Origin of the sequence: Candidatus Sulfotelmatobacter sp., assembly GCA_035504415.1 — a bacterium.
Lineage (GTDB): Bacteria > Vulcanimicrobiota > Vulcanimicrobiia > Vulcanimicrobiales > Vulcanimicrobiaceae > Vulcanimicrobium.
In genome coordinates this window covers 49,335-62,087 of the sequence record DATJRY010000014.1, presented here as the reverse complement: position 1 = coordinate 62,087, position 12,753 = coordinate 49,335, and the positions used below count along the sequence as shown (strand labels likewise).

Here is a 12,753-nt window from a genome sequence, read left to right as displayed (position 1 = left end):
CGCGCTCCGCGGCCGCGCGCGTTCAGTCGATGTCCAGCCCGACGTCGAGCGCGCGCACGCTGTGGGTGAGCGCACCGACCGAGATCAGGTCGACGCCGCTGCGGGCCACCGCGCCGATCGTCGCATCGTTGATGTTGCCCGACGCCTCGAGCAGCGCGCGACCCGCCGTTCGCTCGACCGCGACGCGCAGCTCCTCGGGGGTGAAGTTGTCGAGCAGCACGATGTCCGCGCGCTCGGCGAGCGCCTCGTCGAGCTGGGCGAGGGTGTCGACCTCGACCTCGATCTTCACCAGGTGACCCGCGTGCGCGCGGGCCGCGCGAATCGCCGGCGCGATCCCACCCGCGATCGCGACGTGGTTGTCTTTGATCAGGATCGCGTCGTCGAGGCCGAAGCGGTGGTTGGCGCCCCCGCCGTCGCGGACGGCCGCTTTCTCGAGCGCGCGCAGGCCGGGCGTCGTCTTGCGGGTGTCGACCACCGCCGCCCGGGTGCCCGCGACCAGCGCCGTCAAGCGAGCCGTCGCGCTGGCGATCCCCGACAAGCGGCCGACCAGGTTGAGCGCCGTGCGTTCGCCGGTCAGGATCGCGCGCAGCGGGCCGCGCAACGTCGCGATCACGGTGCCACGCTGCACGTGGCCGCCGTCACGCACCTGGATCTCGACGCGCACGCGTGGGTCGAGCAGCGTGAACACGCGCTCGGCGACGGCGACGCCGGAGACGACCCCTTCTTCCCGCGCCACCAGGCGCGCCTCGCCGACGGCGTCGGCCGGAACGATCGCGTCGGTCGTCACGTCGCCCGCGCGACCGAGGTCTTCGCGCAGCGCGCTGCGGACGAGGTCGTCGACCAAGAGCGGGATCACGAGATGCGCGCCAGCCGAGCGGGGGCGACGAAGCTGCGCTGGGCGCAGCGCGGATCGCTGGCCGCGTAGTCGGAACGCTGATGCGCGCCGCGGCTCTCCCGGCGGGCGAGCGCCGCTCGCGCGACGAGCGTGCCGACCAGCGCCGCGTCGGCGATCCGGTCGTCCGTGGCCGTCCGCTCGAGGGCGGTGAAGGCGTCGAGCGCGCGCAGCATCGCGGGTTCGTCGCGAACCACCCCGAGCGCGTCGCTCATCGTCGCGCGCAGCTCGCGGAGAGCCGCGCCGACCGTTCCGTGCGCGACGGATTCGCGGGCGCCGGCGCTGCGCGCGCCGCTCGCGCTCTGCGTGCCGCCGATCGCGCTGACGTCTTCGCCGACCCGCGCGCCGAAGACGAGCCCTTCGACCAGCGAGTTGCTGGCCAGCCGGTTCGCGCCGTGGAGTCCGGTCGCGGCCACCTCGCCGCACGCCCACAAGCCCGGCACGTTGGTGCGGCCATACGCATCGGTCGCGACGCCGCCGATCGTGTAGTGCGCGACCGCCTTCACCGGCAGCGGCTGCGTGCGTGGGTCGATCCCCGCTCGGCGGGCGGTCGCGAAGATGCCGGGAAAGCGCGCCGCGAACCGCTCGCCGAGCGCTTCGCGTGCATCGAGAAGGACGCTGCCGCCGGCAGCTTCGACCGCGGCGACCGCCCGCGCGACGACGTCGCGCGGTGCGAGCTCGCCGCGCGCGTCGATGCCGTCCATGATGCGCGTACCGTGGGCATCGACCAGCAGCGCGCCCTCGCCGCGCACCGCTTCGCTGACCAGCGGCAGCGGATCGGCCGTCGTGCGCAGCGCGGTCGGATGGAACTGCACGAACTCCAGATCGGCGAGCGTCGCGCCGGCGCGCGCGGCGAGCGCGATGCCGGCGCCGCGCGCGGCGAGCGGCGTCGTCGTGCGCGCGTACAGCCCGCCGAACCCGCCGGTCGCGAGCACGACCGCGTTGGCCTCGACCCGGACCTGATCGCCGGCCGGCGTGACCAGCACCGCGCCGACGACGCGCCCCGGCCGCACCAGCAGCGCGCTCGCGCGCAGACCGTCGCACAGCTGCACGTTGGGTCGGCGGCGCGCTTGCGCGAGCAGCGCGTCGAGGATCGCCGCGCCGGTCGCGTCGGCGACGTGCACGATGCGGCGACGGCTGTGCGCGGCCTCGAGCCCCAGCGCGAGGGCGCCGTCGTCCGCGCGCGCGAACGGAACGCCCAGCCGCACCAGCGCGTCGATCGCCGCCGGCGCTTCGCGCGCCAACGTCTCGGCGACGTCGGGTTCGGCGATGCCGCCGCCCGCCGCCAGCGTGTCGGCCGCGTGCAGGAGCGGCGAGTCGGCCGCGCCGAGCGCGGCGGCGACGCCGCCCTGCGCCCAGGCGGAGGCGAGGTCGCGCCCGAGCGGTGTCTCGCCGGCGACGAACACGCGACGTCCTTCGACCGCCAGCGCCGCGGCGAGCCCCGCCACGCCGGCGCCCAGCACCAGGACGTCGGTCTTCACGCGATCGCCATCATCCGGTCGAGCGAGGCCTGCGCGCGCACCCGCACCGATTCGTCGACCAGCACCTCGTCCTGTAGCGTCTCGAGCGCGCGTAAGATCTTCGGCAGCGTGTTGCGCCGCATGTGCGGGCACAGGTTGCACGGGCGCACGAAGGCGACGTTGGGGAACTCCGCCGCGACGTTGTCGCTCATCGAGCACTCGGTCAGCAGCACGACGCGCTGCGGCGCGCGGTCGCGCACGAAATCGATCATCGCGGCGGTCGAGCCGGCGAAGTCGGCGGCGGCGATGACGTCCGGCGGGCACTCCGGGTGCGCGATGACGAGCACGCCTTCTTCCGTCTCGCGCAGCGACTCGACGTCGACGCCGCGGAAGCGCTCGTGCACCTCGCAGTGGCCCTTCCACGCGATGATCTCGACGCTGGTGTTGGCGGCGACGTAGTTGGCCAGGAACTCGTCGGGGATCATGATGACGGTCGGGACGCCGAGCGCCTCGACGACGCGGACCGCGTTCGAGGACGTGCAGCAGACGTCGGACTCCGCCTTGACCTCGGCCGAGGTGTTCACGTAGGTCACGATCGGAACGCCCGGGTGTCGCGCGCGCAGCGCGCGCACGTCGGCGGCGGTGATCGACTCCGCCAGCGAGCAGCCGGCGCGCGCGTCGGGGACGATGACGCGGCGGCTGGGGTTGAGGATCTTGGCGGTCTCGCCCATGAAGTGCACGCCGCAGACGAGGATGGTGTCGGCTTGCGCGCGCTGCGCCTCGCGCGCCAGCTGCAGCGAGTCGCCGACGATGTCGGCCACGCCGTGGAAGATCTCCGGCGTCTGGTAGTTGTGCGCGAGGATGACGGCGTTGCGCTCGCGCTTGAGCCGGTTGATCGCGTCGACGTACGGCGCGTGGACCGGCCACTCGACGGCGGGGATGACGCGCGCGACCCGGTCGTAGATCGGACGCGTCCGCTCGGCAATCTCGGGGGTGAAAGGCAGGGTTTCGACCATTGAGAAGACCTCGGAACTTCTACTTATACTCATTTTTAGTATAAGTGTTCCGTAGAGTATGACGCAGCCGGCTCCCCAGGGCGTGCTACTTTCGGCGCACCCCCACCCCGGAGTCGGTCCGCTCGGCCAGGACGTCGGGCCGGAACCGATAGAGGCTCGCCGGGCGCCCGGTCGTGGGGCGGCGCTCTCCGGTCGGCTCGACGATTCCGGTGTCGGCGACGAGCCGGCGGAAGTTCGGCCCGTGCAGGCGCGTCCCGGCCAGCGCCTCGACCGTCCCCTGCAGCTCGGTCAGGGTGAAGCTCGGCCCGAGCAGCTCGAAGACGATCGGCCGGTACTTGATCTTGCCGCGCAGCCGCCCGATCGCGGTCGCCAGGATGCGCCGGTGATCGACCGCCATCGGCGCGCCGAACGTCTCGGCGTGGTCCGGTGCCTCGGCCACGCCGCCCAGCTCGAAGAGCAGCTCGAAGCGTTCGAGCACGGCATCGGTGTTCCAGGCCGCGCCCTCGAGCCCGAACGCGATCCGCGCCCGCTGGGTGAGACCCGGGTCGCGCCGGCCGGCCAAGCGGCGCGCCACGAACGGCAGCACCCGCTCGACCAGCACCGGCGCGCGCCCCGCGCGATCGTCCTCCCACGGAAAGAAGGCGTACCAGTCCCGCCAAGCGACCGCGGCCGTCTCCTCGGCGGCGCGTTCGCCGGCCAGCGCGAGGTAGCCGACGCTGACCAATCGCGGGCCGCCGGCGACCTCGCGCGGGTCGCGGTTGCGATCACCGAACGTGTAGAGCTGTTCGAGGTAGCCGACGCGCAGCGCGGTCTGTTCGTCGATCAGCCGCCGCGCCGCCAGCTCGAGCGTGCGGTCGCGCGCGGGATCGAACGGTCCCGACGGCAGCGAGGGCGCCGCGTCGCCGGCCAGCGTGAGCACGCGTGGGCTCTCATCGTGGACGGAGACGATGACGGCGTCCAGGCCGAGCAGCACCGCCGTCCCATCGCGCGACATGGCGGCCGACGTTCGCCGTGGCGGCGCCGGCTCCGTGCCAGGAGGGGAACGTCCCCGACCGAACCGACACACCCATGAGTACGATCGCGCCCGTCCACCGCGCCACCCCGCCGGCGCCCAGTCCGACGGACTTTCTCGGGATCGACGCGCTGCTCAACGACGAGGAGCGGCTGATCCGCGACACCGCGCGCAAGTTCGTCCGCGATCGCGTGCTGCCGGACATCGCGGAGTGGTTCGAGGAGGGCGCCTTCCCCGCCGAGATCGCGCGCGAGCTCGGCGAGCTGGGGCTGCTCGGAATGCACTTGCAAGGCTACGAGTGCGCCGGCACCAACGCCGTCTCGTACGGTCTGGCCTGTCTGGAATTGGAAGCCGGCGACTCCGGGTTCCGTTCGTTCGTGTCGGTGCAAGGATCGCTGGCGATGCTCCCGATCTGGGCCTTCGGCTCGGAGGAACAGAAGCGCGAATGGCTGCCGCAGATGGCGGCCGGCGAAATCATCGGCTGCTTCGGCTTGACCGAGCCCGACTTCGGTAGCGACCCGACCGGGATGCGCACGACCGCGCGCCGCGACGGCGACGACTACGTGCTCAACGGAACGAAGATGTGGATCACCAACGGCGGCGTCGCCGACGTCGCGATCGTGTGGGCGAAGCTGCAGGGCGAAGACGACGGCGGGGTCGGCAAGTCGGTGCGCGGCTTCGTCGTCCCGACCGGCAGCAAGGGCTTCTCGACCCGCAACGTCGATCGGAAGCTCTCGCTGCGCGCGTCGGTGACCTCGGAGCTGGTGCTCGAAGACGTGCGCCTTCCCTCCGACGCGATGCTGCCCAACGTCACCGGGATGCGCGGCCCGCTCTCGTGCCTCAACGAAGCGCGCTACGGGATCCTGTGGGGCGCGCTGGGCGCCGCCCGCACCTGTTACGAGACCGCGCTCGATTACGCCAAGACGCGCATCCAGTTCGGCAAGCCGATCGCGGCCTTCCAGCTCACCCAAGAGAAGCTGGTCAACATGATGCTCGAGCTCAACAAGGGCATGTTGACGGCGCTGCACGTCGGGCGCCTCAAGGACGCCGGCCTGCAGCACCCGAGCCACGTCTCGTTCGGCAAGCTCAACAACGTGCGCGAGTCGCTCGCGATCTGCCGCGAAGCGCGCACGATCCTGGGCGCCAACGGCATCACCCTCGAGTACCCGGTGATCCGCCACATGAACAACCTCGAGAGCGTCCTGACGTACGAGGGCACCAGCGAGGTACACACGCTGATTCTCGGCCAAGCGATCACCGGCGAGAAGGCGTTCAGCTGACGGCGGCCAGCACGACTTCCAGGTAGGTGCCGAAGCCGGACAGATACTCGGCGCGCACGCTGCGCGCCAGCGCCTCGATGAGGAAGAGTCCCCGGCCGCTCTCCGCCATCGCCTTCGGCGGCATGGCGTTCCAGTGGAAGCCGGGACCGCGGTCGAGCGCCGCCAGCACCAGGCCGCGCGGTTCGCCGCGCAGCGCGAGATCGACGGTGCCCGGCGTGTAGCGCGCGATGTTGCCGACGATCTCGCCGAACACGACCTCGCCGGCGACCCGCAGCTCGTCGTCGACGCCGGCCGCGGTGAGCCGAGCGACGAACGCGGCGCGGGCCGCCTGCGCCGCGTTCGAGTCGTTGGCGTCGAAGCTCCAATCGGGACCGCCGCCGACGCGCATCGTCAGGATCGCGATGTCGTCGCCCGGCTCGTCGGGGACGACCAGCGCGCGCAGCAGGGCGGCGGGCGTCGTGCAGATGGCGAACGCCGGGTGCGCCAGCGTGCGCGCGACCAGCGCCTCGCCGGCGGCCAAGTCGCGCGTCGTCTCGATCAGGCCGTCGGTGAAGGTCACGATGAGGTCACCGGGACTGAGCATGCGCGCGTGCGTGCCCAGCGCGTCGAACGACGCCAGCCCGAGCGGAATGCCGCCGGTCGCGAGCCGATCGAGCGCGCCGTCGGCGCCGCGCACGAACGGCGCGGGATGGCCGGCGTTGGCGTAGCGAAGCGTGCGGCTGCGCAGCTCGTACGTCGCGGCGAAGGCGGTCACGAAGACGTCGGGATGCTCGCGGCGCAGCACGCTGTCGGCGATGGCCAAGACGCGCGCCGGGTCGCGTTCGACGACGGCCAGCGCGCGAAACGTCTGGCGCATCTTGCCCATCGTCACGGCGGCCTCCAGACCGTGCCCGGCGACGTCGCCGACCGAGAAGCCCAGCGTCGTCTCATCGTAGGTCAGCGCGTCGTACCAATCGCCGCCGATGCTCAGGTCTTGCGTGCCGGCGGTGTAGACGCCGTCGAACGCGACGCCGCTGACCGCCGGCAGCGCGGCCGGCAAGAACGCCGCTTGCAGCGTGCGCGCGACCTGGCGCTGGCGCTCGTAGAGCCGCGCGTTGGCGATGCCGATCGCGGCGCGCTGCGCCAGCAGCACGGCCAGCTGCTCGTCTTCGTCGTTGAAGTGCTGGTCGCCGGCCGCCTCGAGCCCCAGCGACATCACGCCCAACCGCTGATCGTCGAGCGTCAGCGGGACGAACAGGTAGCCGGCCAGATCCAAGGACGCCAGGACCGCGCGCTGCTCGAGGTCGTCGACGCTCTCGAGCCAATCCGGCGGGAGCGGATCCAAGCGCACGGCACGGCCCGTCGAGGCGACCAGCGCGCGCTCGTCGTCGTCGCGCACCGGGAAGCGGCGCAAATACTCGCGCGCGACCCGCAGGCGCAGCGGATCGCGGTGGGCGACGGCGGCCGGACGCAGCCGCTGCGCCTCGTCGTAGAGGTAGATCGTACACCAGTCGGCGAGGTGGGCGATCGCGACGTCGGCGATCCCTTGCAGCGTCGCCGACCCGTCGATGACGCCGAAGACGCTGCTGGCTTCGACGACGATGCGCAGCGCGTCTTCGGCACGCTTGCGCTCGTCGATGTCCGTCAACGTCCCGATCCAGCCGGTCAGCGCGTCGCGAGCGTGGATCGGCTCGCCCCGGTGCAAGTACCAGCGGTACGCCTGGTCGCGGCCGCGCAGACGGTGCTGCGCCTCAAAGCCGCGCTGCTCGGTGCGGGCCCGGTCGAACATCGCGTGCAGCGCGGCCAGATCGTCCGGATGCACGACAGCGGACCAGCCGTCCTCGCCGCCGGGGTCGACGCGCAAGCCGGTGCGGCGCACCCAGGGCTCGTTGACGTACGCCAGCCGGCCGCCGGCGTCGGTGACCGCGATCAGGTCCGGCAGGCCGTCGGCGAGCGCGCGGTACCGGCGCTCGGAACCGATCAGCTCGCGCGTCGTGCGCGCGTGCGAGATCACCGCGGCCGCGCGCGCGGCGAGATCGGCGTAGAAGCGCAGATCGTCCTCGCCGAACGGCGTCGCATCCTCGCCGAGCCGGCCCAAGGCCAGCGAACCCAGCCGGTGCACGCCGTCGGTCAACGGCACGATGATCGCGGAGCGCACGCCCAAGTCGCCGTAAAGGCGCTCGGCTTCGTCGGACCAGGTGCGCTGCGTCGGCAGGTTCAGCAGCATCGCCTCGCCGGTCGCCGCGACGTGCCACGACGTGCCGACGATCGAGCTGGCATTCCGATAGCGCTCGCGGGCCGCTCCCAACAGCTCGCGCACGTTGGGCGGCCCGGCGCTGGCGACGCGCTCGAACGAGCCACGCTCGTCGAAGAGATCGATGACGGCGTAGTCGGCGTGGGCCGGGACGGCGCGCGCCAGCAGCGCGTCGATCAACGCGTCGGGATCGGTCACCGAGGCGAACAGCGCGTTGACGTCGGCCTGCAGGGTCGCTCGCTCGCGCGCGCGATGCTCGTCCTCGCAGGGGACGATCGAGCCGATCCAGCCAAGCGTCACACCGCCGTCACCGATCGCCGCCGCGCGCCCGCGGTACCATCGGTACCGCCCGTCCTCGTCGAGCAAACGGTATTCGTCGTCGTACTCCGTGCCGCTGGCGACGTGCGCCCGCCAACGGTCCTGGACGCGCACCAGATCGTCGGGGTGCAGCAGCACGACGAAGCTCTCGTCGGCCAGGCGATCACCGGCGGTGCGCGTCAAGCGCCGCCAGGCCACGTTCGCCTGCACGATCTCGCCGCGCGGGCCGGCCACCCAAATGGCGTCCGGCAGCAGGTCGAGCGCGGCGGTGTCCAGCGACGCGAGCGCACCGCGGCGCTCCGGCGACATCATGACGCTACGCGTCTACCCGTGCACACGGGGCGGCTCCTGGGGCGCGCCCGAAAAGCTTACCGTTTCAGAACGCGCGCCAGCTTGTCGAAGAGCGCCTCGAGCGTCATCTCGTGCGCGCCTTCGAGCCGGCGCCACAGCGGAACACCTTCGTCGTCGCTGAGCGTTGCGAGCACCCGGTGCCTGACGAGCACGCGCTTCCCCGACGGCTCGAGCGTGAACCCGTGCGTTCCGTCGATCCCTGGCGTATCGACGCGCCAGCGGATGGACGACTCGGGCTCCGCCTCCTCGAGCACCGCGTGCAGGCCGCCGTGCCACTCCTCGGTCTTCCCCGGGGTCAGCGGCCCGGGGCTGCGCAGAAACGGCTGCGAGGGGAACGGCCACACGGCGTCTTGCGAGGTGCCGATGTCCGAGAGCAGCTGGTAGATGCGGCGTGGCGTTCCGCTGAACGTCCGCTCGTGAACGACGTCGATCGATTTCGGCATAAAAAGACCCCGGCGATTTCGCCGGGGTCGGGTGCTCAGGCCTTGAGCTCGATGTCGACGCCGGCCGGCAAGTCGAGGTGCATGAGCGCATCCATCGTCTTGGGCGACGCCTGCAGGATGTCGATCAACCGCTTGTGCGTGCGCATCTCGAAGTGCTCGCGCGACTTCTTGTCGACGTGCGGCGAACGGTTGACGCAGAACCGGTTGATCTCCGTGGGGAGAGGTACCGGACCGCTCACGAACGCGCCCGTGCGCTTCGCCGTGTCGACGATGCGCTCGGCCGACTGGTCGAGCACGCGGTGATCGTAGGCCTTGAGGCGGATGCGAATCTTCTGCTTCGACATTTCTGGTGAACCTTACTTAATCGGCGACGGTGGTGACGACGCCGGCGCCGACGGTGCGGCCGCCCTCGCGGATCGCGAAGCGGAGGCCTTCCTCACACGCGATGGGCGTGATCAGCTCGACGTCCATCTGGACGTTGTCGCCGGGCATCACCATCTCGACGCCTTCCGGCAGCTTGATCGTGCCGGTCACGTCGGTCGTGCGGAAGTAGAACTGGGGACGATAGTTCGCGAAGAACGGCGTGTGGCGGCCGCCCTCTTCCTTGGAGAGGACGTAGACCTCGGCCTTGAACTTCTTGTGCGGCTTGATCGAACCGGGCTTGGCCAGCACCTGGCCGCGCTCGATGTCGTTGCGCTCCACGCCGCGGAGGAGCACGCCGACGTTGTCGCCGGCGATGCCGACGTCGAGCAGCTTGCGGAACATCTCGATACCGGTGACGACGGTCTTGCGGCTCTCGTCCTTCAGACCGACGATCTCGACTTCCTCACCGACCTTGACCTGGCCGCGCTCGACGCGGCCGGTGCCGACCGTACCGCGGCCGGTGATCGTGAAGACGTCTTCGACCGGCATCAGGAACGGCTTGTCGACCGGACGCTCCGGCGTCGGGATGTAGGTGTCGACCGCGTCCATCAGAGCGAAGATCGGGTCGGCGTCGGACTCCCCGCGCTTGCCCGAGCTGGCCAGGGCCTTGGTGGCCGAGCCGCGGATGATCGGGATCTCGTCGCCGGGGAACTCGTAGCTCGAGAGCAGCTCGCGGACTTCCATCTCGACGAGCTCGAGCAGCTCCTCATCGTCGACCAGGTCGACCTTGTTGAGGAACACGACGATCTTCTGCACGCCGACCTGGCGCATGAGCAGCACGTGCTCGCGCGTCTGGGGCATCGGGCCGTCGGTCGCCGCGACGACCAGGATCGCACCGTCCATCTGCGCCGCGCCGGTGATCATGTTCTTGATGTAGTCGGCGTGACCGGGGCAGTCGACGTGCGCGTAGTGACGCTTCGCGGTCTCGTACTCCTGGTGCGAGATGGCGATCGTGATGCCGCGCTCCTTCTCCTCGGGCGCGTTGTCGATGTCGTCGACGTTGCGCTTCTGGATGCTCGAGTTCTCCGTCGCGAGGCAGTTGATGATCGCTGCCGTGAGCGTCGTCTTACCGTGGTCGACGTGGCCGGTCGTCCCGATGTTGACGTGCGGCTTCGACCGCTCGAACTTTGCCTTTGCCATGATGCCCTTTTCTGGTATTCCTTGCTACTTCGTTATTGCTGGTAGGTTCTTCGTGCTAAACGGGTGAGAGCTTCTTGCCCTGAGACTTTGCGACGATCTCTTCCTCGACGGACTTCGGCGCCTTCTCGTAGTGCGAGAACTCCATCGTGTAGGTCGCGCGGCCTTGTGTCGCCGAACGCAGATCGGTCGCGTAGCCGAACATCTCCGAAAGCGGGACGTTCGCCTTGATGACGACCGCGCCGCCGACGGCTTCGTCCTGCGATTGGATCTGACCGCGACGGCGGTTGAGGTCGCCGTTGACCGCGCCCATGTAGTCGCGCGGCGCGGTGACTTCGACGCCCATGATCGGCTCGAGCAGGATCGGACCGGCGGACCGGTTCGCTTCCTTGAACGCCATCGAGCCGGCGATCTTGAACGCCATTTCGCTCGAGTCGACGTCGTGGAACGAGCCGTCGAAGACTTCGACCTTGAAGTCGAGCACGGGGAACCCGGCCAGCACGCCCGACTGGGCCGCCTCGCGGATGCCTTCCATGACCGGCTTCTGGAATTCTTTGGGAATCACGCCGCCGACGATCTTCCACTCGAAGGTATAGCCGGTACCGACTTCACCCGGCGAGAGGCGGACCCACACGTCGCCGTACTGACCCTTACCACCGGTCTGCCGGACGAACTTGCCCTGCTTCTCGACGGTCTTGGTGATCGCTTCGCGGTACGCGACCTGCGGCTTGCCGACGTTCGCTTCGACCTTGAACTCGCGCTTGAGCCGATCGAGGATGATCTCGAGGTGCAGCTCACCCATGCCGGCGATGATCGTCTGCTGGGTCTCTTCGTCCGTGCGCATGCGGAAGGTCGGATCTTCCTGCGCCAGACGCGTGAGCGCGATGCCCATCTTGTCCTGGTCGCCCTTCGTCTTCGGCTCGATGGCCTGCGAGATGACGGGCTCCGGGAAGGTGATGTTCTCGAGCAGGATCGGGTGCTTCTCGTCGCACAGCGTGTCGCCGGTGCGCGTGTCGGTCAGACCGACCGCCGCGGCGATGTCGCCGGCGCCGATGGCGTCGATGTCCTCGCGGTGGTTCGCGTGCATCCGCAGGATGCGCCCGATGCGCTCCTTGCGTCCGCTGCGCGCGTTGTAGACGTAGCTGCCCTTCTCGAGCACGCCCGAGTAGACGCGGAAGTACGTCAGGTTGCCGTACGGATCGGTCGCGATCTTGAACGCCAGCGCCGAGAAGTACTCGTCGTCGCCGGGCTGACGGCTGATCGTCTCGTCGTCCTTCGGGTCCTTGCCGGTGATCGGCTTGGCGTCGAGCGGCGAGGGCAGAAAGTCGACGACCGCGTCGAGCAGCGGCTGGACGCCCTTGTTCTTGAAGGCCGAACCGCAAAGCATCGGCAGCACCTTGCCGGCGATCGTCGCGGCGCGCAGCGCCTTGTGCAGACGCTCGACCGGGATCTCCTGGCCGTCGAAGAACAGCTCGAGCAGCTCGTCGTCCTGCTCCGCGATCGCCTCGATCAGCGCTTGGCGCCACTCTTGCGCGGTCGTGAACAACTCGCCGTCCACCTCGGTGACCGGGACGTGGTCCATCGTCGAGCCCAGGTCGTCGGTGTAGACGATCTTGCTCATCGTGAACAGGTCGACGACGCCCTCGAACTTGTCCTCGGCGCCGATCGGCACTTGGATCGGCGTCGCCGGGGCGCCCAGGCGGGTGCGGATCTGCTTGACGCAATTGAAGAAGTCGGCGCCCATCCGGTCCATCTTGTTGACGAAGATGACCCGGGGGACGGCGTACTTGTTCGCCTGACGCCAGACGGTCTCGGACTGCGGCTGCACCGCGGCGACCGAGTCGAACAACGCGACCAGGCCGTCGAGGACGCGCAGCGAGCGCTCCACCTCGACGGTGAAGTCCACGTGGCCTGGCGTATCGATGATGTTGATGCGCGTGTCGCGCCAGGTGCAGGCAGTCGCGGCGGACGTGATGGTGATCCCGCGTTCCTGCTCTTGGACCATCCAGTCCATGGTGGCAGCGCCGTCGTGGACTTCACCGATCTTGTGCGTCCGGCCGGTATAGAAAAGGATGCGCTCCGTCGCCGTCGTCTTGCCTGCGTCGATGTGCGCGGCAATGCCGATGTTACGGGTGCGCTCGAGGGGATATTCGCGTTTGAGAGCCATGATTGAAAGCGAAGCGCCGCC

Annotated in this window: 10 protein-coding genes; 1 reads left to right on the top strand and 9 read right to left on the bottom strand. The window is 70.0% G+C overall.

Annotated elements, in window-relative coordinates; translation table 11 throughout:
* Nucleotides 1-22: 22 nt before the first annotated feature.
* The 4 genes from nadC to VMD91_12530 form a co-directional block, all read right to left on the bottom strand.
* Nucleotides 23-856 (bottom strand): carboxylating nicotinate-nucleotide diphosphorylase, encoded by an 834-nt coding sequence (nadC, locus tag VMD91_12545; protein ID HTW84894.1) that lies wholly within the window; start codon nt 854-856, stop codon nt 23-25.
* Nucleotides 853-2,373, bottom strand: a complete 1,521-nt coding sequence (locus VMD91_12540) for an L-aspartate oxidase (protein HTW84893.1) — start codon at nt 2,371-2,373, stop codon at nt 853-855. The genes nadC and VMD91_12540 overlap by 4 nt, the downstream gene beginning before the upstream one ends.
* Nucleotides 2,370-3,368, bottom strand: coding sequence for a quinolinate synthase NadA (gene nadA / locus VMD91_12535; GenBank protein HTW84892.1), 999 nt, complete (start codon nt 3,366-3,368; stop codon nt 2,370-2,372). Before nadA ends, VMD91_12540 begins: the two co-directional genes overlap by 4 nt.
* An 85-nt stretch (nt 3,369-3,453) precedes the next feature.
* Entirely contained in the window at nt 3,454-4,362 is a 909-nt protein-coding gene (locus VMD91_12530; GenBank protein HTW84891.1) for a hypothetical protein, read from the bottom strand.
* Between the two features lie 74 nt (nt 4,363-4,436).
* Between VMD91_12530 and VMD91_12525 the strand changes: the two genes are divergently transcribed.
* Entirely contained in the window at nt 4,437-5,660 is a 1,224-nt protein-coding gene (locus VMD91_12525) for an acyl-CoA dehydrogenase family protein (GenBank protein ID HTW84890.1), read from the top strand.
* On the opposite strand, the gene VMD91_12520 is transcribed toward VMD91_12525, so the two are convergent.
* Genes VMD91_12520 through fusA form a run of 5 tightly spaced genes read right to left on the bottom strand, consistent with a single transcriptional unit; the run spans nt 5,653 to nt 12,732 of the window.
* The gene (locus VMD91_12520) at nt 5,653-8,523 is read right to left on the bottom strand and encodes a SpoIIE family protein phosphatase (protein HTW84889.1); all 2,871 of its coding nucleotides are present in this window, start codon (nt 8,521-8,523) and stop codon (nt 5,653-5,655) included. The two genes, VMD91_12525 and VMD91_12520, sit on opposite strands and share 8 nt — an antisense overlap.
* 56 nt (nt 8,524-8,579) lie before the next feature.
* Entirely contained in the window at nt 8,580-9,005 is a 426-nt protein-coding gene (locus VMD91_12515) for a hypothetical protein (GenBank protein HTW84888.1), read from the bottom strand.
* 35 nt (nt 9,006-9,040) lie between these two features.
* A complete protein-coding gene (rpsJ, locus tag VMD91_12510) occupies nt 9,041-9,349 on the bottom strand; it encodes a 30S ribosomal protein S10 (GenBank protein HTW84887.1) in 309 nt (102 codons plus the stop codon).
* 16 nt (nt 9,350-9,365) lie between these two features.
* A complete protein-coding gene (gene tuf, locus VMD91_12505; protein HTW84886.1) occupies nt 9,366-10,568 on the bottom strand; it encodes an elongation factor Tu in 1,203 nt (400 codons plus the stop codon).
* Nucleotides 10,569-10,623: 55 nt separating this feature from the next.
* Nucleotides 10,624-12,732 (bottom strand): elongation factor G, encoded by a 2,109-nt coding sequence (gene fusA / locus VMD91_12500; GenBank protein HTW84885.1) that lies wholly within the window; start codon nt 12,730-12,732, stop codon nt 10,624-10,626.
* Nucleotides 12,733-12,753: the final 21 nt, after the last annotated feature.

Coding starts and splice junctions, on each gene's coding strand:
- VMD91_12520 (HTW84889.1), bottom strand. CDS start 8,523: ATGATGTCGCCGGAGCGCCGCGGTGCGCTCGCGTCGCTGGACACCGCC.
- rpsJ (HTW84887.1), bottom strand. CDS start 9,349: ATGTCGAAGCAGAAGATTCGCATCCGCCTCAAGGCCTACGATCACCGC.
- VMD91_12525 (HTW84890.1), top strand. CDS start 4,437: ATGAGTACGATCGCGCCCGTCCACCGCGCCACCCCGCCGGCGCCCAGT.
- VMD91_12530 (HTW84891.1), bottom strand. CDS start 4,362: ATGTCGCGCGATGGGACGGCGGTGCTGCTCGGCCTGGACGCCGTCATC.
- fusA (HTW84885.1), bottom strand. CDS start 12,732: ATGGCTCTCAAACGCGAATATCCCCTCGAGCGCACCCGTAACATCGGC.
- tuf (HTW84886.1), bottom strand. CDS start 10,568: ATGGCAAAGGCAAAGTTCGAGCGGTCGAAGCCGCACGTCAACATCGGG.
- VMD91_12515 (HTW84888.1), bottom strand. CDS start 9,005: ATGCCGAAATCGATCGACGTCGTTCACGAGCGGACGTTCAGCGGAACG.
- nadA (HTW84892.1), bottom strand. CDS start 3,368: ATGGTCGAAACCCTGCCTTTCACCCCCGAGATTGCCGAGCGGACGCGT.